The organism is Streptomyces hawaiiensis (genome assembly GCF_004803895.1).
In the GTDB taxonomy this organism is placed as follows: Bacteria; Actinomycetota; Actinomycetes; order Streptomycetales; family Streptomycetaceae; genus Streptomyces; species Streptomyces hawaiiensis.
This window is the reverse complement of sequence record NZ_CP021978.1, coordinates 6,899,567-6,919,884: the sequence shown is the minus strand read 5'-3', so window position 1 is coordinate 6,919,884 and position 20,318 is coordinate 6,899,567. Positions and strand designations below refer to the sequence as shown.

Here is a 20,318-nt window from a genome sequence, read left to right as displayed (position 1 = left end):
TCAGCGGCGAGCGACCGGCTCCTGCAGCTCGGTCACCGAGTGATCGCCGCAGTTGGGGCAGGAGAGAGTCACCTCGCGGGCGGGGCCGACCGACGTGTAGCCATGGGCGTCGATCCAGCGGGCTAGCGCCTGGACGTTGGGGATGACCTGTTCCATCGGGCCGTCATGCACCAGCGTCGCGACCTCCGCCGCCGGCAGATCGACCACCGCGAAGTCCCGCGAAGGGTCTGGTTCGGCCCCGACAGGGATGGCCGCGCGCACCGTCACCGGCCTATCGAGGTTCTCGTAGTAGGCGACGGCCGCACCGCTCGCCCGGAGCCCGGCAGCCTGCATCCGGCTCCACAACTCCTCGTAGAGCGGGGTGATCACCGGGGTGTTGAACCGCGGCTCGAAGCTCTCCACCACGGCCGTCAGCTCCGCCACACGCATCGCCGGGACCTGCTTGATCACCACGTCGTCGAACGACTTCTGTCCCTCACTCTCGATCACCCGGAGCCTCGCCTCGACCTGCGCCAGCCGGGCGGCATCGGCCGCCATGGCCGACTCCAGCTCCGCACGGCGCAGCCGCAACATGCCCCGCAAATCGATCGCGTCCATCTTCTCGTCGAGGACGGCGCGCACCTGTTCGAGCGTGAAGCCCAACTCCTTGAGGGCGATGGGGCGGTTGAGCCGAGCCAACTGCTCGGCCTCGTAAGACCGGTAGCCGGTGTGCGGATCGACATGGGCGGGACGCAAGAGGCCCACGGCGTCGTAGTGGCGCGGCATGCGAACCGACACGCCGCCGTACTTGGCGAATGCTCCGATACCGAACATGACGTCGTCCAGTTCACTGGCTGACACGGGGAGACGGGCGCACCCCCGCCGCCTGGACCCCTTTCCTGTCCACACTCAGCCGAACATACGCCCCGCAGGCGTGAGCGCCGCCTCGGTCGCCCAGAGGGCGAGTTCGCGGTCGCGGGGGCCGTACGCCGTGTAGGCCACACCGTTCTCGGCGTCCGGTGCGCGGTCTCCGAAGACGCGCACCGGGTAGGCCGCGTCCCAGCGTTCCCAGCCCGGGTCACCGTCCGTGGCGAAACGCACCCAGGCGGCGTGCATCTCGTCGGCCAGCTCCTGCGGGGCGCCTTCTCCGGCCAGTTTGCGGGACTCGGGGGCCTCCCCCGTGTCGAAGACGAAGCCGAGCTCCAGCGCGTGGCAGGCGCCGAGGTCGGGCAGGTTCGAGGGCCAGGCGAACTCGTAGACGTACGACGGTTCCGTACGGGCGTCGGCCAGCTGGCGCAGGGGGATGCGCAGGAGGTGGTCGGTGACCAGCTGGCCGACGATTTCCGCCGTACTCGCCTCGGGGTGCAGGGCGCGGTAGCCGCGCGGGACCTCGCTGCCGCAGTGGCAGCGGGCCATGGCTCCCGCGAAGGCGACGGCTCCCAGGCGGTCGACGCGCTCCAACAGGCCGCCCGGGACCAGCCACAGCCGGTATTCGTCGCGGGTCCAGCCCATCAGCAGCTCGACGCCGGGGGCGGCGCCGCCGTCCGTGAGGGCCTCCAGGGGGTCGCGCGGGACGGTGTCGCCGTCGATGACGACGCCGAAGGCGGGTCCGCCGACCACCGGGCTGCTGAGCTTGCCCACTTCGGCCTGGGTACGCAGCAGCAGGTCGCGGTCGACGGCGGCGAAGGCCTCGGCGGTGGCGGGAATCTTCAGCCGGGAGGCCATACGGCGCACCATCCGCCGTACCTTGGCGCGCTCGGACGCCTCGGGCGGTCCGCTCTGCAGAACCGCCCGCCGGACCAGCCCCTGCGTCTGCGGGGCGGCGATGAGGGCGCCGACGCTGATGGCACCGGCGGACTGGCCGGCGAGGGTGATGCGGCCGGGGTCGCCGCCGAAGGCCTCGATGGACTCGTGCACCCAGGTCAGGGCGGCGATCTGGTCGCGCAGGCCGGGGTTCGGGGGCGTGTCCGGGAACAGGCCGTAGCCCTCCACGCCCAGTCGGTAGTTGATCGAGACGCACACCACGCCGTCACGGGCGAAGGCGTGGCCGTCGTAGACGGGTACGGCGGAGGAGCCCCGGGTCAGGGCGCCGCCGTGCAGCCAGACGAGGACGGGCAGGCGGGCTGCGGGGCCGGGCTGCGGGGTCCAGACGTTGAGGTTGAGGCAGTCGTCCCCTGGCACGACCGGGTCGGACAGGTAGTGGGCGAAGGCGTCGGAGTACGGCGGTTTCGGCGGGGTGGGGCCGAAGGAGCCGGCGTCGCGGACCCCGTCCCAGGGCGGCAGGGGTACGGGCGGTCGGAAGCGGCGGGGCCCGAAGGGAGGGGCCGCGTACGGGATGCCGCGGAAGACCGCGACCCCGCGCTCGTACCGGCCCCTCAGGGCACCGTGGGGCGTGCTCACCACGGGGTCCGCCTGGTCTGCCGTCATACGTCCACCAGCCCCCTCACCGCGCTCGTGCACCGTGAAGATCAGAGCAACTCATTGTGGCCCGGTATTCCGGTGCACGAGCGGGTGTGAGGGCTGTTCGGGTTACTTCGCGTACATCAGCGTGCCGAAGCCGAGCTGATCGAATCCGCCGCTGGTGGTGCCGTAGTCACCCCCTCCGCCCTCGGGGGCGACGGAGAAGCACATCTGGGAGATGTACTTGTCGTCGAGGAGCAGCCGCCTGCCGTAGTGGTAGTGGAGCATCGCCCACACGGGGCGCGCCTGGCCGCGGGATCCGGAGCCCAGTACGGTCTGCGACTGCTGGGCGCAGTTCTGGCCGGTGCCCCAGGTGTACGTGGTGAACGGCACGTTCATGTTCAGGTTGTACTTGGCGACGTACTGGGCGGCCTTCATGAAGCGGCGGCCGTCGTACGAGTAGAGGTCGTCGCCCTGGTTCCAGGCCATCTCGCAGAGCGCTCCCATCTGGCCCATGCCCATGACCGTGTGGCCCTGGTCGCGGCCGGACTCCTGCCACTGGCCGAGGTCGTAGCCCTCGACGTTGCCGTACAGGAACGGGACGGCGTGCTGGATGGAACCGTTTCCCGCGCCGGACTTGAAGTAGGTGACGGCCTGGTCGTACTTCGCTGCGTTGTCGGTGAGGATCCCGATGGCCATGACAGAGGCCATGTTGCACAGGTCCCAGTTGGCCCAGTAGTTGGTGATGCAGGCGTCGTTGTGGCCGGTGAGGAACTGGTTGTTGAGCGGGTAGAAGACTCTGACCATCATGTCCTGGGCGGCGGCGAGGTCGAACGCCGGGTAGTCCCGCATCAGTTCGCAGGCGTTCGCGAACTGCCAGCCGTAGAGTCCGGCGGCGAGGAACCGGTCGGCGTTACCGGTGACCGTGGTCAGGGTGCGCGACCAGGCGTTGAGGATGTTCGCGGCGCACTGGGCGTTCGCCTCGGTGCCGCCGACTTTCCAGCGCAGCGCGTTCTGGTAGGCGGCCGCGATGTCGTTGTAGAGCTGCGGGTAGTTCTCTCCGGTGCCGCCGCGGATGATGGTCGCGGTGGCCCGGTTGGTCCAGGTGGACTGGGAGTGGGAGTTGGCGGTCAGCTTGTTCCAGCCGGACAGCCAGGGGTCGTCGCCCGCGGCGACCCTGACCTTGGCGCGGTTGATGTCGCCGGCGTTGTGGAGCATGCCGGGGTGGGTGAAGGCGGCGGGGGCGGCGTCGGCCGTGGTGGCGGTGGCTCCGGCGCCGAGGGCGAGGGCCGCGGTGAGGCCGCCGGCGGTCTTGAGCAGACCGCGGCGGCTCACCTGGCCGTCCTCGTGGTGCGTGTGGGGGGAAGTGCGGCTCATGTGGTGCTCTCCGATCCGTGGAGTACTACATGGGGGTGATGCTCACCTCGTCGAACTCGGTGGTGCTGCGGGCCAGGGGGTCACGGGAGCAGACCACGAGGCCCACGTAGTAGGGGGCGTCACCGAAGCCGGGGATGTCTCCCTCGGCGAGGGGGGTGAAGGTGGCGCCGTCGTCGGTCGAGGCGGATGCGGTGAAGTGCGTCCCGGTGCGCTTCAGCCGCAGCAGGCAGCCGGCGGAGACCGCCGCGTTGCCCGTGAACGTGGACTTTCCGGCGACGGTCGGGCGCAGCATCAGCTGGGCGCTCGTGCCACCGGTGACGATCGCCCCGGCCGCCTGGTCGAACGGCGACAGGGACTTGGCCATGAGCAGGCCGACCCGGTCGCCGGTGGCTCCGGCGCGGGAGACCAGGCGGACGGTGACCTCGCAATCGCCGCTGACGGGCCGTCGTACGAACTGGCCCGTCATGCCCTGGTTGTTGACGGTGAGGTCGGTCCCGGCGCCCCGCACCACGAAGGTCCCGTCCTCGTGGGCGGTGCTGCCGGGGGTCTGGACGGCGACCACGCCGAGGGTGCCGTAGGCGCGGTCGTCGAGGATGACGTCGCCCAGGTCGCCGTGGGTCCAGGGCGCGGGTGGCGGGGTGCCGACCGTGAGGGTGAGCGTGCCGGTGGCGTCTCCGGCGGCGTTGCCCGCGGTGATGGTGACCGTGAACTCGCCGGTCCGGGTGGGGGTTCCGGAGACCAGGCCGGTGCGCTTGTCGAGGCGCAGGCCGTCAGGGAGCCCCTTCGCGGTGAAGCGGACGGGCTCGTGCGTGGCGCGCAGGAGGTGGGTGAAGGGTGCGCCCTTGTTCGCGAACGCCACGGTCGACGAGGTGAGTCGAGGCGCGCTCGGCGTCGGCATGGCCGCCTTCGCCGGCTCCGACAGCGGGCCGCGTCCGGCGCGGTTCGTCTTGGCCACGGCGTAGTGGTACGTCGTGCCGGGCCTGCCGGTCGCGTCGGCGTACCGGACGCGGGTGCCGAAGCCCACGGCACCGATGCCGGACGCGAGGGTCTCGAACGGGCCCGTGGCGGAGGTGGAGCGCAACACCGTGTAGCGGGCCGACAGGTCCGGGTCGGTCCAGGTCAGTTCGACGGCGTCGGCGTCCTGGACGGCCCGCAGGTCGCCCGCGGCCCGTGCCGGGCGTGGCACGGACCAGATCTCGCCGCCCGTGCGGGAGGTGACGCCGACGTTGTCGAAGGCGCCGGTGCCGGTCTCGGCGTAGTCCTCGTCGACGCCGAGGCAGGAGGTGAGGGTGAGACCGACGTAGGCCGTCTTGCCCAAGTCGACCTCGCTGGAGCCGACTTCGGTCCAGTGGGTGCCGTCCGGGGAGATGGCGCCGGTGCAGCGGTCGCCCCGGCGGGTCACCCGGACCCAGTAGGGCATGCGCAGCCGGTAGCCGTCGCCCGCGCCCTCGACGTACGGGGCCTGAAGCGGGGTCGCCGACTCGGGGAGGTCGCCGAGGGAGGAGATCGGGAAGGCGGCGCCGGTGGTGATGGTCTGCTGCTGTGAGGGTGGCACGGGTGTGCTGCCGGTGCCCTTGACCGCGGCCCCCGCCTCGGGCCGTACGGACCACACGCCGCTCCAGGTGTGCAGCGGCAGGCCCTGGATCAGCATGGCGGCGTGCGCCGCGTCCGCGTCCAGGCCTGCGCGGACGGTGACGCCGATCTTTGAATACTGGGAGCTGAGGGGATACACGATCCGGGCGGTGATCGTGCCGTCGCCGCGCAGCGGCAGGTACGCCAGGCGGTGGGTGTCGGCGGTGCCGGACGCCTCCAGCACGAACCGCTCGCCGTCGAAGACGGCCGAGCCGGGGATCCTCACGTCCCCGACGTCCCGCGTCTCCCAGGGGTCGGGCAGCCCGGGGACCGCCGCCGACCAGGCCGAACGGGCGCTGGTGCCCAGGGAGTTGATGGCGGTGATCCGGTAGTAGGAGGGCCTGCCCGCGCGGGCGTCACGGTCGGTGTACGCCGGTTTGTCGAGGCCGGTCGCGATCGTCCCGTACGGTCCGTCGGCACCGGTCGCCCGCAGGACCGTGTACGACTCGGCCCACGCCGACGGCACCCACGCCACGGTGACGGACTTGTGGCCGCCCACCGCCGTGACACCGGCCGGAGCCGTGGGCCTGGCCGGGGACGGGGCCTTCGTGCCCGCGAAGGTGAGGGTGCCCCAGCTCGGCAGGTCGTCGTTGCTGCCCTCGACGACGCGGGCACCGCCCGTGCCGCGGAAGACGGCCGCCTTGGTGTAGGGGGCGTCGAGGCCCCGGACACCGGCGTAGTGCGCGTAGGCCATCTCGTAGATCGGAGGCAGGTTTCCGCGCCCGACGGCGGAGACGGACTTCTTGACGTACTTGCCGGTGCGGTCCAGGTCGGGGACGAAGGGCACGTCGCCGCCGAGGTTGTAGCGGGCGGCGTACTCCACGTTCTTCAGCAGCCGGTCGTCGTCGAAGGCGTACAGGTCGACGCCCTGGTTCCAGGCGACCTGCGCGGCGTCCGCGAGCAGGCCGGCGGCGAGCTGCTCGTGGCCCTGGTCGCGGCCGGACTCCTGGCCCTGTCCCGCGTCGGTGACGATGCGGTGCGGGACACTGCCGTTGCCCGCGCCGGCGGCGGCGAAGCGCAGGGCGTCCTCGAAGAGGGTGGGCTCCTCGCAGAACACGCCGATGGCCAGGATCGACTGGACGGACGTCAGGTCCCAGTTGCCGTTGGCGTAGAGCATGTAGCCGGAGATCGCCGGATACCAGACGCGCAGGAAGGACTCCTCGCAGCGCGCGATGTCCTCCTTCGCCCAGCCGTCGTAGCCGCTGTGCCGCAGCAGTTCGGCGGCATTGACGAACTTGAAGACCTGGAGGCCCGCGCCGAGCGGCCCGTCGGCGCCGGTGACGGCCGTCACGGACGCCGACCAGGCGTTGAGGATGTCGCGGGACTTGTCGGCGTAGGCACGCTCGCCCGTGACGCACCACATCAGCGCGGTCTGGTAGGCGGCGGCCGAGTCGGCGACGCCCTGGTTCTGGAAGTTGGTGGGGCCGCGACCCCAGGAGGTGATCTGGCCGGTGTTCTGGATGGTGTAGGTGGCCTTCGAGCGGGCGTGCGCCGCGAGCGCGAGGTAACCGTCGTAGACCGGGGATTCCTTGGCGGCGACGGCGGCCTTCATACGCGCTATGTCGTCGGCGCTGTGCAGCAGCCCGGGGTGCGTGAAGGCGCGGAGCCCGGTGGTGCCGTCCTGGCCGGCCGCCCGGGCGGTGCCGGGCGCGAGCAGTCCGCTCGCGCCCGCCACCAGCAGCAGGGCCGCCGTGCCGCCGAGGAAGTTCCGGCGGCTCGGAGCAGATGTGGTCATGACGCGGCCGCCTCGGCGGTGGTGAGGAACTTGAGGTTCGTCACGTGCTCGTTGACGAACATGGGCACGCCGTCCGAGGCCAGGTACCACGTCGGCTTGCCCGTGCTGTCGGCGATCACCCTGCCGTTGACGCGGAGGTTCTCGAAGGTGACGTCCTTGATCGCGTGCTCCGCGTCGAGGCCGGCGATGATCGAGAGGTCGGCGTTCTTGCCGTTGTAGCTGAGGTCCTTGATGTAGACGGACTCGATGCCGCGGCCTGCCGACGTGTTGTACTTCGGGTTGTACTCGACCCGCATGTGGATGAGCTGGCCCCAGCGGAAGTCCTCCACGCGGATGTCGTCGAACCTGACGTCCCGGACGACGTTGCTGTCGCCGACCATGAAGGCGATGGCGCCCTGGTAGGTCACCTGCGGCTCGCGGTGGTCGAGGATGTCGATGTTCTCGTAGCGCAGGTTCTCCAGCATCTCGGGGGTGTCGGAATTGCCGTGCACGCCGATGTTGATCGGGTGGGCGACGTCGGCCCAGAGGGAGCAGTTCTTGACGGTGATGTTGCGGGTGTCGCCGTAGAAGTCCCAGCGGTGGGTGTAGAGGGCGACGCAGTCGTCGGAGGTGCGCAGGAAGCAGCCGTCGATCGTGACGTTCTCGGAGCAGTAGAGCTGGATGCCGTCACCCCAGCCCTGGTGGCTGAAGGCGCGCAGATTCCTGATGGTGAGGTTGTTGGACTCGGCGACTCTGATGTTCTCGTACCGGGGGTTGAGGATCGTGACGCCGTCGATCGTGACGTTGTCGCACTTGCGGACGAAGACCGCGCCGCCGGTCGTGTCGTAGACCACGCCGCGGCCGATCAGCCGGCAGTTCTCCACGCCCTCGAAGATCACGCTGGACGTGAGGACGGCGCCCGGGGCCAGGTAGACGGTGGTGCCCGTGGGCACCTTCAGGGTTCGGTCGGGGTGAGTGTGCAGACCGGGCCCGAAGTACATGACCTTCTTGTCGCCCTCGGTGGGCACGTTCCGCTCGAGCGGGTTCGCGAACAGGTGCAGGCAGTCGAAGATCTTGTCGTCGACCTGGACGACCAGGTTGCGGGGCCGGTCCAGGGTGAAGCGCGCGGTGCTGCCGAGCACCTCGGGCTTGATGCCGTACGAGTCCGGGCGGATGCGGACCTTCTCGCCGCCGCCCGGGTTGTACGTGACCTCGACCTCGACGGTGCCGGAGAAGTCGAAGGCGGCCCACGAGGAGCTCTGGGCCTTGTTGCTGCCGGTGTTCGCGTCGATCAGTGCGAGCTTGGCGAGGTAGACGCCGAGCTTCTGCCAGGTGCCTCCGAGCGGCCGGACCTTGACGGTGAAGGAGTTGTTGACAGGCACCTTCGGAAGGGTCGGGTGGATGACCACGCGGTCACCGGCGGTGCCGTTCTCCTCCGCCGCGGCGGCCTGTGCGGTGCCCGCGATGCTGCCGGCCAAGCCGGCGGCAGCGATGACACCGGCGGCCTGGAGGGTGGTTCGGCGTGACAGAGGCGTGTTCATGCGTAACTCCTTGCAAGAAGTTCGGTAAGAGGGTTACTTCAGGCCGGTCGTGGACATCCCGGCGACGAACCCGCGCTGGGCGATCAGGAAGATCAGCAGGATCGGCACGACGTACATCACGGAGGCCGCGGCCTGGAGGTTGGTGATCGGCGAGCCGGCCTGGGTGACGTAGGTGGACATGATGGCCACGGCGAGTGTGGTGCGGTCGGTGGAGAGCAGCAGCTGCGGGGCGATGTAGTCGCCCCAGGTCCAGGTGAAGGCGATGATGAAGCTCGCGGACAGCACCGGCCAGGACTGCGGCAGGAAGATGCGCCAGAAGATCATGCCGTAGCCGCAGCCGTCGACGATCGCGGCCTCCTCCAGCTCACGGGGCAGACCGGCGAAGAACTGACGGAAGAGGAAGACCAGATACGGGGCCGCGGCCAGCCCCCAGAGCACCCACGGCCAGTACGTATCGACCATGCCGAGCTTCGCGAAGATCAGGTAGGTCGGCAGCAGGGTGATCATCTGGGGCAGCATCATCGAGCCGAGCAGGATGCCGAACAGCCACTTCTTTCCGGGCGCGTCGAGGCGGGCGAAGCCGAAGCCGACCCAGGCGGAGCTGAGGGTGACGAGCGTGGCGTAGAGGAGGGCGATGATCAGGGAGTTGCGGGCGTAGCCGAGGAAGTCGACGAGGTTGAAGGCGTCGGCGAAGTTGTGCCACTCGAAGTGGGTGGGCAGCCAGTGCACGGGGGCGGCGGCCGTCTCCGCGGAGGTCTTCAGGCCGGTGAGGACCAGCCAGCCGAAGGGCCCGAGGAACAGTCCGGTGATGACGACGAGGACCGTGTAGAGGACGAGGCGGTTGACGCGGACCTTCACGCGGACCGGCGAACTGGGGGGAAGACTGGTGGCGGTCACTTCTTCGCCTCCGGGTCGACGTTGTAGAACACCATGCCGGAGGTGAACTTGAAGATGATTCCGGTCACGATGAGGATCAGGACGAAGAGCACCCACAGCAGTGCGGAGGCGTAGCCGTAGCGGCCGAGCGCGAAGTACTGCGCGAACACGTGCATCATGTAGAGGTAGTTGGACTGCGGGACCGTCGTGACGCTGCCCGTGGTGCCGACCGGGGCCAGCAGCAGCGGCATGATGGTCTGCACGGACGCGATCACCCCGGTCACCGTCTGGAAGAGCAGCACGGGGGACAGCAGCGGCACGGTGATGCTGCGGAAGGTGCGCCAGGCGCTCGCGCCGTCGATACGGGCGGCCTCGTGCAGTTCACGCGGGACGTCCTGGAGTCCGGCCAACGAGATGATCATGATGTTTCCGGCGGTCCAGAGCACGGTCATCAGCAGGACGTAGCGGGCGTAGGGGTCCGCCATCCAGCCCACGGCGTCGAAGCCGAAGAGGGTCAGGACGCCGTTGGCGGCACCGGAGTTCTGGTCGAAGAGCGTCTTGAAGGCGATACCGGCGCCCACCGGAGGCACCACGGCCGGCAGATAGAGCAGGGTGCGCAACAGCCCCCGCACCTTCAGGGGCCGGTTGACCAGCACGGCGAGGCCGAGTCCGGAGAGGATGGACAGCGGTACCGAGGTCAACGCGAACAGCCCCGCACGCCCCAGGGAGTCCCACGTCGTGGGGTCCGAGAAGAGCTCGCGGTAGTTGCCGAGCCCGACGTACGTCCAGTGCGGCGAGATGCCGTCGTACGTGGTGAAGCTCAGCCACAGCGCGTACGCCATCGGCACGATGGTCAGCAGCAGGAAACCGATGATCCACGGCGAGGTGAACATGTAGAACGCGCGGTGTCGGCGCGCTGTCATGGAGACCCGCGGCCGGCCTGCCTGCCGGGCCCCGTCGGCGGTCACCGTCGAGCGGGTCCGCCGTGCGGCCGAGGAGAGCTGATCGACGGTCATGCCACCTGCTCCTTACCGCGCTTGATCTGCTCGTTGATGACCGAGTTCAGGCGCCTCGCGAGGGTGTCGACGGACATCTCGCCCTTCATCGCGGTCGGCGCGATCTGGTTGAACAGGGCATCGAAGGAGTCGCCGGTGATGTAGGGGCTGAAAGCGACCACCGAGAAGTGCTTCAGCTCGTTCTCCTGCACCTTCAGCACCCGCTTCTGGTACTCCGTCTGTGCCGGCATCAGCGGCCGCAGGGACTTCAGGGTGGGAATGCCCCAGCCGCCGGCGGCGCGCGCCTTGGCCGGCGCCTCGCCGAAGAACCACTCGAAGACCCGCCACGCGGCGTCCTTGTTCTTCGCCTTGCGCGGCATCCACATGCCGGTGCCGCCCTGGCAGGGGCTGAGCCGGGGGCCGCCCTCGAACTTCGGGGCGGGGGCGAGGCGGGAGACCTCGGCCAGCTTCTTGTCGGTGTTGATCATGCCGCCCATCCAGTAGCCGGAGTTCGACATGGCCATGCGCCCGGCCTGGTAGGTGGGCCCGTCCCAGCCGTTGGGGTCGAGCAGGATGAGGCTCGGCCCGACCTTGGCCCTGCAGAAGTCGATGTACCAGGTCAGCGCCTTGCGCGCCTCGGGGGTGGTGAAGTCGACGCGGGAGAAGTCGTCGCTGAAGAGGTTTCCGCCGGCGGACGCCGTCAGGCCGGTCAGGAGGGTGGCCCGGGTCAGCCCGCTGTAGGTGCCGCCGAAGACGGTCGTCTGGCCGTTCTTGCGCTGCACCAGGCGCTTGGCGTTCTCGAGCCACTCCTCGAAGGTGATCGGCTCGAGCTCCGCCGGGTAGTCGACCCCGGCCTTGTCGAAGGACGCGGTGTTGTACCAGTACATCGAGTCCTGGGAGAAGTCCTTCGCCATGCCGTAGCGGGGGCCCTTGCCCTGGGTCTTTCCGTCGAACCGCCACAGGTCGTTGACCGGGTCCAGGTCGTCGAGCTTGAGAACGCCGCTCTTGGCGAAGTAGGGGTCCAGCTCCTCCATCACGTCACGGGCCGCGAAGTACGCCGTGTCCGTGGCGCCGACGGCACGCACCAGGTCGGGCGGGTTGCCGGCGGTGAGCATGGCGATCAGCTTGGTGATGTCCTGCTGCACCGTCCGGATCGTGATCCCGGTGTCCTTCTGGCACTGCTTGATGAGTTCCGGTGCGATGTCCTCGGGCTTGACCATCAGGGTGACGCTCTCGCCCGAGCCACCGCTCACGCCGTCGGACACCTGCAGGGCGCAACCGCTCAGGGCTGCCGCGCCGGACACGGCGCCACCCGCGGAGAGGCTGAGGAATCGGCGGCGGCTCAGGGATGCACCAGCACGTGGGTGCATGAACGCACCACCTCCTGCTCTTGCTGTTCGATATACCGGGCAGATGTCGATACACCGACCCGAGAGGGTTGCTGTGGCAACCGGTTGTTGTGCGTGGGCAGAGCTTCATCCGGCCCGCATGGTGCGTCAAGAGCCTGAGCGAGTTTTCGAAAAGACTGTGGGGCGGGAACCGGTTGCCGTAAGACCCCTTGTCGCTGCGTAGCGCCGACGACGGACCGCCCGGGACTGACCCTCCGCCACCGAAACCGCAGTAATCGATTTCCGGAAACAGTCGCGCTGCGGAGTGATGACGCAGGAGTGGTGCCGAGTCGGCCCCTTCAAAGCTCGCCCCGGCCAGGCGATTGACCACCGCTTCCCTGCGGATCTACGGTAGAAGGCGCTTTCTGAAACTGTTTCCGTCCCTCTGCTCCAGGAGAGTCATGCCCAGCCCTCAGCTGCCGCGGGCCGTGTTCGCGATGGACCCGGTGCACCTCCCGCTGCTCTTCCCTCCGCCGCTGATGGAGCGGCTGAGGCGCACCGCCGACATCGATCCCGGGTTGGTGGTGCGGGACTTCGCCGATCCGGCCGGCGCCGCCGCCCTGGCCTCCGCCGAGGTGCTGATCACCGGCTGGGGCTGCCCGCATCTGGACTCCGGTGTCCTCACGGCCGCCCCGAAGCTCGACGCCGTGCTGCACGCGGCCGGCTCCGTCCGCTCCCTGGTCGGCGAGGCCCTGTGGGAACGCGGGGTCAAGGTGTCCAGCGCGGTGACGGGCAACGCCCTGCCGGTCGCGGAGTACACGCTCGCGATGATCCTGCTGCTCGGCAAGGACACCTTCGACCACCGCGAGCGTTTCCGCCGGACCCACGCCTACCCGGGCCCGGCCGAGACCGCGGCGACCGGCAACCTCGGCCGTCGCGTCGGCGTCATCGGCGCCTCGCGCGTGGGCCGCCGGCTGCTGGAACTGCTGCGGCCCTTCGACCTCACCGTCCTGCTGCACGACCCGTACGTGAGCCCCGCCGAGGCCGCCGCCCTCGGGGCCGAGTCGCTGTCGCTGGAGGACCTGCTCCGGCACAGCGACATCGTGAGCGTGCACGCCCCCGACATCCCCGCGACCCATCACATGATCGACCGCGACCGGCTCGCGCTGATGCGGGACGGCGGCGTGCTCGTCAACACCGCCCGCGGCGCGCTGGTCGACCACGAGGCGCTCACCGACGAGTTGGTCTCCGGCCGGCTGAACGCGGTGCTGGACGTCACCGACCCGGAGCCGCTGCCCGCCGGATCGCCGCTGTACCACCTGCCCAACGTGTTTCTCACCCCGCACATCGCCGGCTCCCTCGGCAACGAACTGGAGCGGCTCGGCCGCATCGTCGTCGAGGAACTGGAGCGCCTGGCGGCAGGCGTACCGCCGCTCCACGAGGTGCGGCACGCGGATCTGGCGCGGGTGGCGTGACGCCGGGACGGCGGGGGTGTGACGCCCGTTGTCCACAGGCCCTCGATGCCGTTGTCCACAGGCCCTCCAGCCTGGAGGAACAATGGGATACGGTTTCCGCACGGTGGCCTCGGCGGCCGGCTCGGTCGGTTCGATCGGGCCGGAATGTCCGGGCCGGGAGCGTCGGAGACGTCGGGACCGCGAGGGGCCGGTTCGCAGCCGGGCCGGACCGCCCGGCGCCACCGCGTCGTGTGGCCGGCCGGGTGGCAACGGACCGGGCCACGGCGGACCGAGGCGCGGCGGACCGAGACACCACGGGCCGGCGCACCGAGCCCGCGGCACCACGGCCGGCGCACCAAGGCCCGGAGTCCACGGCCCCGGCCGCCGACCGCAACACCCCGGTCTCACCACCGGCCGGACACCGCAACACCCCGGGCCACCACCGGCCGGACCGCGACACCCCGGGCCACCACTGGCCGGACCGCAACACCCCTGGCCACCACCGGCCGGACCGCAACAACCGGACCACAACGGACCGGGTCACTACCGTGAAGGAGCCGCAAGGGTGAGTCAGCGCAAGGCGACGAGTGACGCCGGCCGGGCGACCATCCGTGATGTCGCGGAGCGCGCGGGCGTCTCCGTGGCCAGCGTCTCGCGGGTGCTGTCCGGCAACTACCCGGTGTCGGAGGAGCTGCGCCGCCGGGTGATGAAGGTGGTCCGGGACCTGGACTACGTCACCAACGCCCACGCCCGTTCGCTCGCCGGCGGCGGTACACCGACGGTGGCGATCCTCATCAACAACATCACCGGCGCCGCCTTCGCCCACGTGGCGAAGGGCGTCGAGGGCGCCGCCACCCTGCGCGGCTGGCTCTCCCTGGTCGGCACGACCGGCGACGACCCCGAGCGGGAACTGGCGCTGGTGAACCTCATGCGCCAGCAGGGCGTCGCCGCCGTGATCCTGCTCGGCGGCGCCTACGACTACGACGAGTACCAGCTGCGCATGGCCCGCTTCGCCCGTTCTCTGGACGCGGCCGGCTCGCACCTGGTCCTGGTGGGCCGGCCCCCGCTGGAGGGCGACGTCCCGGCGACGACCGTCGACTACGACAACGAGGGCGGTGCCTACGCGATGGCCAGCCACCTGCTGTCGGCCGGCCACCGCCGCGTCCTCGTCCTGCCGGGTCACGCCGAACTGACCACCGCCCAGGCCCGGTCGCGGGGCGCCCAGCGGGCCTTCGAGGCGTACGGGGTGCCGTTCGATCCGGGGCTGGTGCGGCACGGTCGGTACGACTACGAGCACGGGTACGAGGCCGTCGAGGCGGCCCTGCACGAGACGCCGGACTTCACCGCGGTGCTGGCCGGGACGGACGTGGTCGCCGCAGGCGCCATGCAGGCGCTGCGCGCGGCGGGCCTGCGGGTGCCCGAGGACGTCTCGATCGTCGGCTACGACGACATCCCGCTCGCCTCGCAGCTCACGCCCCAACTGACCACCGTGCACGTGCCGTACGAGGAGATGGGCCGGGTCGCGCTGCGGGCGGTGGCCGACCGGCGCGAGGGCGGCGCGGGCCGCCGCAGGAGCGCCGACGGCGACCATCTGGTGCTGGGCACCCATGTCGTGGTCCGCAACTCGGTCCAGCCGCCTCCCCGACGCGGATAGCCACCTGCCCCACGCGGTGGGCCGCCCGCCCTGGACGGTCAACCGCTGCCGCAGAGAGCGTTACGTAACCGGTTTCCCGAGACTTTACGGCCTGTTCCAGCGCCTGTCGCCATACCCTCCGAACCTCGGACCGGCGCATCCGACAGAGCCCTGACCTGCGCCCATGCGCCGCAGGACGGAAACACCTCCGGTGCACCCAGCCCTAACCAGCCGGACCACCCGCCGTAACAAATTGCCGCGCACCTCTTGCTATGAGCGGACACCTCCGCCTACCGTCCCAGCAACCGCTTACTACAGCTTCCGCTTGGCCGAACCCCCCGCAACCGCGAGCCGACGTTTTCCGGCCGCCGTTCCTGGCCGGCACCCCAGAGCCGCCCCGCCCTCTCGTTCTGAGAACGCCCTATTCCGAAGGATCACGGTCAGATGAACTTCACGAGCCCCCGGAGAAGGTTCGCCTCCGCCGCTGTCGCGGGTATCGCGCTGACAGGTCTGCTCTCCGCCTGCGGCGGATCCGGCTCGGATGACGACGCCGCGTCGAAGTCCGGCCCGGTCACGCTCCCCTTCTGGGGCTGGGCCAACGGCCAGGAGGCGGTCGTCAAGGCGTTCAACGCCTCGCACAAGGACGTCCAGCTGAAGTACACCAAGGTCACCGACCAGCTGACCATGCAGAAGCAGCTGACCAACGCGGTCAAGGCCGGCAACGCCCCCTGCCTGGTGCAGAACACCGCCGAGTACGTGACGAGCTGGGTGTCGCAGGACGCGCTCGCCGACATCACGCAGTACGTCGAGGGCGAGAAGAGCAAGTTCAACACCGGTGCCTGGGCGAGCGCGCAGGTGCAGGGCAAGCTCTACGGCGTGCCCACCAGTTCGGCGCCCCAGTTCACGATCTACCGCACGGACATCTTCAAGAAGTACGGGCTCGAGCCCCCGGCGACCTGGGACGACTTCATCGCCGCGGGCAAGGTCCTGAAGAAGCACAACATCAAGATCACCAACTACGCCGGTGAGGACCCGAGCACCCTGGAGGTGCTCGCGATGCAGGCCGGGGCGCACTGGTACGCCATCGACGGCAACGCCTGGAAGGTGGACTTCCAGGACGAGGGCACCCTGAAGGCCGCGAAGGTGATCCAGGAGATCATCGACAACGACCTGAACGCCAAGCTGTCCTTCGCCGACTACGCGGCCGTGCAGCGCAGCTACGACTCCGGCGCCACCGCGACCCGGCAGATCTCCACCTGGCAGATGGCCGGCATGGTGCAGAACTTCACCAAGTCCTTCGGCGACTGGGCCCTGGCCCCCTGGCCGGCGTACCAGGGTGAGGCGGCCAAGACCCCGGCCGGTACGAACCTGACCGGCAGCGTGACCCTGGTGACCAAGCAGTGCGAGGACCAGGAGCAGGCGGCCCGGGCGGCGCTGTGGATGTCGACGAACCAGGACGCGGTCAAGACGATGGCGAGCCCGGAGACCGGCAACGGCGTGATGCCGGCGCTGGCCGACAGCGGCTCCTACGTCGGTGAGTCGATCTCACAGAAGCTGCTCGGCAAGAACTACGACCCGGCGAAGAAGGTCGTCACGGACAGCCTGGGCACCGTCACCACCGACTGGACCTACGGACCCAACTGGACCGCGATGTTCACCGAGCTCCAGGCGGGCTGGGCCAAGGTCGTCAACAAGCAGGAGAAGGTCACAGACCTGCTCGCGCACATGCAGGAGTGGACGGTCGAGGACCTGAAGTCCCGCGGTATCAGCGTCAAGGGCTGAGGCATTCCATGATTCGCTCCATGCGCTGGAAGGGTGCCGCGTTCACGGTGCCCTTCCAGCTCGGCTTCGTGTTTCTGTATCTGCTCCCGATCGGCTACGCCGTCTACGAGTCGCTGTTCACGGAGAAGCAGTCCGGGCTGGGCCTCGGCGGTGCGACGACGGAGTTCGTCGGGCTCGACAACTACACCCAGGGGCTGACGGACTCGGCGTTCATGACCTCCATCCTGCGGGTGGTGCTCTTCGCCTGTGTCCAGATCCCGATGATGCTGGTGATCAGCCTGTTGCTGGCGCTGTTCCTGGACGCGCTCACGTCCCGGGTGGCGGGCAGGTTCCGGATCGTGCTGCTGGTGCCGTACATGATTCCCGGCGTGGTCGCGGCGATCGTGTGGGTCAACCTCTACAGCCCGGACGTCGGCCCGCTCACCGCGATCGGCAAGGCCCTCGGTTTCGACTGGAACTTCTTCGCGCCGTCGATGGTGTGGCCGTCCATCGGCAACCTGCTGACCTGGCACGGCATCGGCTACAACATGGTGATCATCTACTCGGCGCTGCAGGGCGTGCCCCGCGAGTTGTTCGAGGCGGCCCGGCTGGACGGCGCCTCCGAGCTGCGGATCGCTCGCAGCATCAAGATCCCGTTCGTGCGCGGGGCGCTGGTCCTGACGGGTCTGCTGTCGATCATCCAGATGCTGCAGATCTTCAACGAGCCGGCGCTCTTCCGGAACATCACCCCGCAGACGGTCAGCGACAGCTTCACCCCGATCATGATCATCTACAACCAGGCGTTCAACGCGGGCAACTACAACTACGCGGCCGCCCTGTCGGTGCTGCTCGCCCTGATCCTGGGCATCGCCTCCCTCCTCTTCTACCGGCTCACCTCGAAGGAGGCGGACTGATGACGCTGACCGAGCAGGCCACCGAGCGGCCCGAGGTCCGCGGCGTCCGGCGCCTGTCCCAGCCGGATCCGGCCTCCCGCGGGCGGGGCGGCCAGCGCTTCCTCCTCGTCGGGCTGACCCTGGCCAGCGTCTACAGCCTGTTCCCGGTGTGGTGGCTGATCGTCGCCGCGACCAAGGACCGCACGGCGCTGTACCAGAGCAACGGCCTGTGGTTCTCGGGGTGGCACCTGTGGGACAACCTGCATCAGGTGTTCACCTACCAGGACGGGATCTTCCTGCGGTGGACGGCCAACTCGTTCCTGTACGCGGGCGTCGGCTCGCTCGGCGGCACGCTGATCGCGCTCGCAACCGGTTACGGACTGGCCCGCTTCGACTTCCCCGGGCGTAACGCGATCTTCGCGTGTGTCGTGGGTTCGTTCCTGATCCCGATCGCGCTGCTGACGCTGCCGCTGTATCTGCTGTTCTCCGCGATCGGCATGGTGGACACGCCGTGGGCGATGCTGATTCCCTGCCTGATCAACCCGTTCAGCGTGTACCTGGCCAAGGTGTACACCGAGGCGACGATCCCCTACGAGCTGCTGGAGGCGGCCCGGATCGACGGCGCCGGCGAGCTGCGGATCTTCTTCAGCATCGTGCTGCGGATGATGACGACGGGCGGCGCGACGGTGTTCCTGCTGGCCTTCGTGAACACCTGGAACGCCTTCTTCCTGCCGCTGACGGTGCTGCGCGGCAAGGAGAACTGGACGCTCAACCTCGGCCTCTACAACTGGACCGGCACACGCCTGGAGTCCGGCATCGACCTGACGGGCCTGGTGCTGACCGGTGCGCTGCTGTCCATCGTCCCGATGGCGATCATGATGGTCGCGATGCGCCGTTACTGGCGCTCGGGCGTGACCCTCGGCGCCCTCAAGTGATCCCCCTTCGCCGTATCCCCTGACTCCTGGGGGCCGCAGGTGAGCCTGACTCCCCGGGGCCCCCAGGTGACCAACGCTCCGGGAGCCCTCGCGTGACCGTCCTGCACAACCCCGTCCTCCGCGGCTTCGCCCCCGACCCGTCGCTGGTCCGGGTCGGCGACTGGTACTACGTGGCGACCAGTTCCTTCGAGTGGTTCCCGACGATCCCGCTCCACCGCTCCCGGGACCTGTCGCACTGGGAGTACGCGGGTCACGTCCAGGGGGCGGCCCCCGGGGACTCGCTGGCCGGTGTGCCCGACTCGGGTGGCGTCTGGGCGCCGTCGCTGAGCTGGGACGGGGAGCGGTTCTGGGTGACGTACACCGTCGTGCGCTCGGTCGGCACGCCGTACTTCGACCTCGACACGTACATCTCGACGGCCACCCGCATCGGCGGCGAGTGGAGTGCTCCGCGCCGGGTCGCGAGCCACGGCTTCGACCCGGCCCTGTTCCACGAGGACGGCCGGCTGTGGCTGCTGAACCTGCAGAACGACCACCGGCCGGGGGGTGAGCGGTTCGCGGGGATCGTCGTGACGGAGCTGGACCGGGACAGGCTGGAACCGGTCGGCGACACGCACCTGCTGCTCCAGCACGACCGGTTGATCGAGGGGCCGAAGCTGCTGCGGCGCGACGGCTGGTACTACCTGGTGCTCGCGGAGGGCGGCACGGGCTGGGAGCACGGGGTGCGGGTGGCTCGGAGCAAGGAGCTGACGGGGCCGTACGAACTCGACGAACGGCCCCTGCTGACCACCCGGGACGACCCGGACGTGCCGTTGCAGAAGGCCGGGCACGGCGAGCTGGTCGAGACGCCGGACGGGCAGTGGCTGCTCAGCCATCTGACGGCCCGTCCGCTGCACACCCCGCAGGGCCGCCGCTGCACGCTCGGCCGGGAGACCGCGGTCCAGGCGGTGACCTGGGACGCGGACGGGTGGCCCCGGCTGCGGCAGGGGGGTTGGCACCCCGCGGTCGAGGTCGACGCACCGACGCGGCCGCACCCGCTGCCACCGCCCGCAGTGCCGGAGGATCTGTCCTGGCCGTGGAGCACCCTGCGCGAGCCGCCGGACCCGTCCTGGGCCGATACGACGGCCCGCCCCGGGTGGATCCGGTTGCGCGGCCGGCACGGGCCGGAGTCCCGGTGGGCGGCCGGTCTGCTGGCCCAGCGCGTCACCGAGCACCGCGCGGAGGCCGAAGTCACCGTGGAGGCCCAGCCGGTCACCTTCACCCAGGCGGCCGGGCTGGTGCTCTGGTACAACCCCGAGGCGTATCTCGCCCTGGACCTGACGTGGGCGGAGCCGGAGGGCGAGCCGCAGCGCGGACAGCAGTGGGGAAGCACCGCGGGCGGCCGTACGGTGCTCGTTCTCGTCGAGCGCGACGAGGACGGCGTGCGGCAGGTCGCCGTCGTCGACGTGCCGGAGGACGGGCCGGTCACGCTGGGGGTGACGGTCGAGGGGGCCGACGCGCGCTTCTGGTACGTACGCGACGGGGTGCGCACGGCGGTCGGTCCGGTGCTTGATTTCGGCCGGCTGTCCGACGACCACGGCTCGCGGCTGCGGTTCACGGGGGCGATGGCGGGGATCCACGCCCGGGACCTCGTGGAGGCGGCGTTCACGGCGGACTTCACCGGGTTTCGGCTGACCTGCACACCTGGCTGAGGGTGTTGTTCGGGGTTTCGAAAGTTTTGCCCGGCACGAACCAGTGAATTCACTTGCCTTCCCGCCGGACTGCGCCGCACCTACAGTAGGAAGCGCTTTCTGCCCGGCCGGA

Annotated in this window: 14 protein-coding genes; 6 read left to right on the top strand and 8 right to left on the bottom strand. The window is 69.8% G+C overall.

What is annotated here, in order from left to right:
- The 8 genes from CEB94_RS31800 to CEB94_RS31765 all read right to left on the bottom strand — a co-directional run bounded on the left by CEB94_RS31800 (position 1) and on the right by CEB94_RS31765 (position 11,884).
- The gene (locus tag CEB94_RS31800) at positions 1 to 813 is read right to left on the bottom strand and encodes a MerR family transcriptional regulator (RefSeq protein ID WP_175435454.1); all 813 of its coding nucleotides are present in this window, start codon (positions 811 to 813) and stop codon (positions 1 to 3) included.
- A 75-nt stretch (positions 814 to 888) separates the two neighbouring features.
- Positions 889 to 2,406: a carboxylesterase/lipase family protein gene (locus tag CEB94_RS31795; protein WP_175435453.1), complete on the bottom strand. Its 1,518-nt coding sequence runs from the start codon at positions 2,404 to 2,406 to the stop codon at positions 889 to 891.
- A 102-nt stretch (positions 2,407 to 2,508) separates the two neighbouring features.
- Positions 2,509 to 3,756, bottom strand: a complete 1,248-nt coding sequence (locus CEB94_RS31790) for an alginate lyase family protein (RefSeq protein ID WP_175435452.1) — start codon at positions 3,754 to 3,756, stop codon at positions 2,509 to 2,511.
- A 25-nt stretch (positions 3,757 to 3,781) separates the two neighbouring features.
- Positions 3,782 to 7,123 (bottom strand): alginate lyase family protein, encoded by a 3,342-nt coding sequence (locus tag CEB94_RS31785; RefSeq protein ID WP_175435451.1) that lies wholly within the window; start codon positions 7,121 to 7,123, stop codon positions 3,782 to 3,784.
- Positions 7,120 to 8,643 carry a glycosyl hydrolase family 28 protein gene (locus CEB94_RS31780; RefSeq protein ID WP_175435450.1) on the bottom strand — a complete coding sequence of 508 codons (1,524 nt, stop codon included), beginning with the start codon at positions 8,641 to 8,643 and terminating at the stop codon, positions 7,120 to 7,122. The genes CEB94_RS31785 and CEB94_RS31780 overlap by 4 nt, the downstream gene beginning before the upstream one ends.
- A 33-nt stretch (positions 8,644 to 8,676) precedes the next feature.
- Positions 8,677 to 9,540, bottom strand: coding sequence for a carbohydrate ABC transporter permease (locus CEB94_RS31775; protein ID WP_175435449.1), 864 nt, complete (start codon positions 9,538 to 9,540; stop codon positions 8,677 to 8,679).
- The gene (locus CEB94_RS31770; RefSeq protein WP_175435448.1) at positions 9,537 to 10,535 is read right to left on the bottom strand and encodes a carbohydrate ABC transporter permease; all 999 of its coding nucleotides are present in this window, start codon (positions 10,533 to 10,535) and stop codon (positions 9,537 to 9,539) included. Before CEB94_RS31770 ends, CEB94_RS31775 begins: the two co-directional genes overlap by 4 nt.
- Complete coding sequence (locus CEB94_RS31765) at positions 10,532 to 11,884, bottom strand: ABC transporter substrate-binding protein (protein WP_175435447.1); 1,353 nt, start codon at positions 11,882 to 11,884, stop codon at positions 10,532 to 10,534. The genes CEB94_RS31770 and CEB94_RS31765 overlap by 4 nt, the downstream gene beginning before the upstream one ends.
- 419 nt (positions 11,885 to 12,303) lie before the next feature.
- On the opposite strand from CEB94_RS31765, the gene CEB94_RS31760 reads away from it, so the two are divergent.
- The 6 genes from CEB94_RS31760 (at position 12,304) to CEB94_RS31735 (ending at position 20,206) form a co-directional block, all read left to right on the top strand.
- Positions 12,304 to 13,317, top strand: coding sequence for a hydroxyacid dehydrogenase (locus CEB94_RS31760; RefSeq protein WP_175435446.1), 1,014 nt, complete (start codon positions 12,304 to 12,306; stop codon positions 13,315 to 13,317).
- Positions 13,318 to 13,861: 544 nt separating this feature from the next.
- Positions 13,862 to 14,950, top strand: a complete 1,089-nt coding sequence (locus tag CEB94_RS31755; RefSeq protein ID WP_175435445.1) for a LacI family DNA-binding transcriptional regulator — start codon at positions 13,862 to 13,864, stop codon at positions 14,948 to 14,950.
- 423 nt (positions 14,951 to 15,373) lie between these two features.
- On the top strand, positions 15,374 to 16,711 hold the full coding sequence (locus tag CEB94_RS31750; protein WP_175435444.1) for an ABC transporter substrate-binding protein: 1,338 nt from the start codon (positions 15,374 to 15,376) through the stop codon (positions 16,709 to 16,711).
- Between the two features lie 8 nt (positions 16,712 to 16,719).
- Positions 16,720 to 17,604: a carbohydrate ABC transporter permease gene (locus tag CEB94_RS31745; protein WP_175435443.1), complete on the top strand. Its 885-nt coding sequence runs from the start codon at positions 16,720 to 16,722 to the stop codon at positions 17,602 to 17,604.
- Positions 17,604 to 18,518, top strand: coding sequence for a carbohydrate ABC transporter permease (locus CEB94_RS31740; RefSeq protein WP_175435442.1), 915 nt, complete (start codon positions 17,604 to 17,606; stop codon positions 18,516 to 18,518). The genes CEB94_RS31745 and CEB94_RS31740 overlap by 1 nt, the downstream gene beginning before the upstream one ends.
- Before the next feature lie 92 nt (positions 18,519 to 18,610).
- Entirely contained in the window at positions 18,611 to 20,206 is a 1,596-nt protein-coding gene (locus CEB94_RS31735) for a glycoside hydrolase family 43 protein (RefSeq protein ID WP_175435441.1), read from the top strand.
- Positions 20,207 to 20,318 lie beyond the last annotated feature (112 nt).

What these genes read in the sequence shown, in the direction of transcription:
- CEB94_RS31800 (WP_175435454.1), bottom strand. Translation starts at nt 813, where the DNA reads ATGTTCGGTATCGGAGCATTCGCCAAGTACGGCGGCGTGTCGGTTCGC.
- CEB94_RS31795 (WP_175435453.1), bottom strand. Translation starts at nt 2,406, where the DNA reads ATGACGGCAGACCAGGCGGACCCCGTGGTGAGCACGCCCCACGGTGCC.
- CEB94_RS31790 (WP_175435452.1), bottom strand. Translation starts at nt 3,756, where the DNA reads ATGAGCCGCACTTCCCCCCACACGCACCACGAGGACGGCCAGGTGAGC.
- CEB94_RS31785 (WP_175435451.1), bottom strand. Translation starts at nt 7,123, where the DNA reads ATGACCACATCTGCTCCGAGCCGCCGGAACTTCCTCGGCGGCACGGCG.
- CEB94_RS31780 (WP_175435450.1), bottom strand. Translation starts at nt 8,643, where the DNA reads ATGAACACGCCTCTGTCACGCCGAACCACCCTCCAGGCCGCCGGTGTC.
- CEB94_RS31770 (WP_175435448.1), bottom strand. Translation starts at nt 10,535, where the DNA reads ATGACCGTCGATCAGCTCTCCTCGGCCGCACGGCGGACCCGCTCGACG.
- CEB94_RS31765 (WP_175435447.1), bottom strand. Translation starts at nt 11,884, where the DNA reads ATGCACCCACGTGCTGGTGCATCCCTGAGCCGCCGCCGATTCCTCAGC.
- CEB94_RS31760 (WP_175435446.1), top strand. Translation starts at nt 12,304, where the DNA reads ATGCCCAGCCCTCAGCTGCCGCGGGCCGTGTTCGCGATGGACCCGGTG.
- CEB94_RS31750 (WP_175435444.1), top strand. Translation starts at nt 15,374, where the DNA reads ATGAACTTCACGAGCCCCCGGAGAAGGTTCGCCTCCGCCGCTGTCGCG.
- CEB94_RS31745 (WP_175435443.1), top strand. Translation starts at nt 16,720, where the DNA reads ATGATTCGCTCCATGCGCTGGAAGGGTGCCGCGTTCACGGTGCCCTTC.
- CEB94_RS31740 (WP_175435442.1), top strand. Translation starts at nt 17,604, where the DNA reads ATGACGCTGACCGAGCAGGCCACCGAGCGGCCCGAGGTCCGCGGCGTC.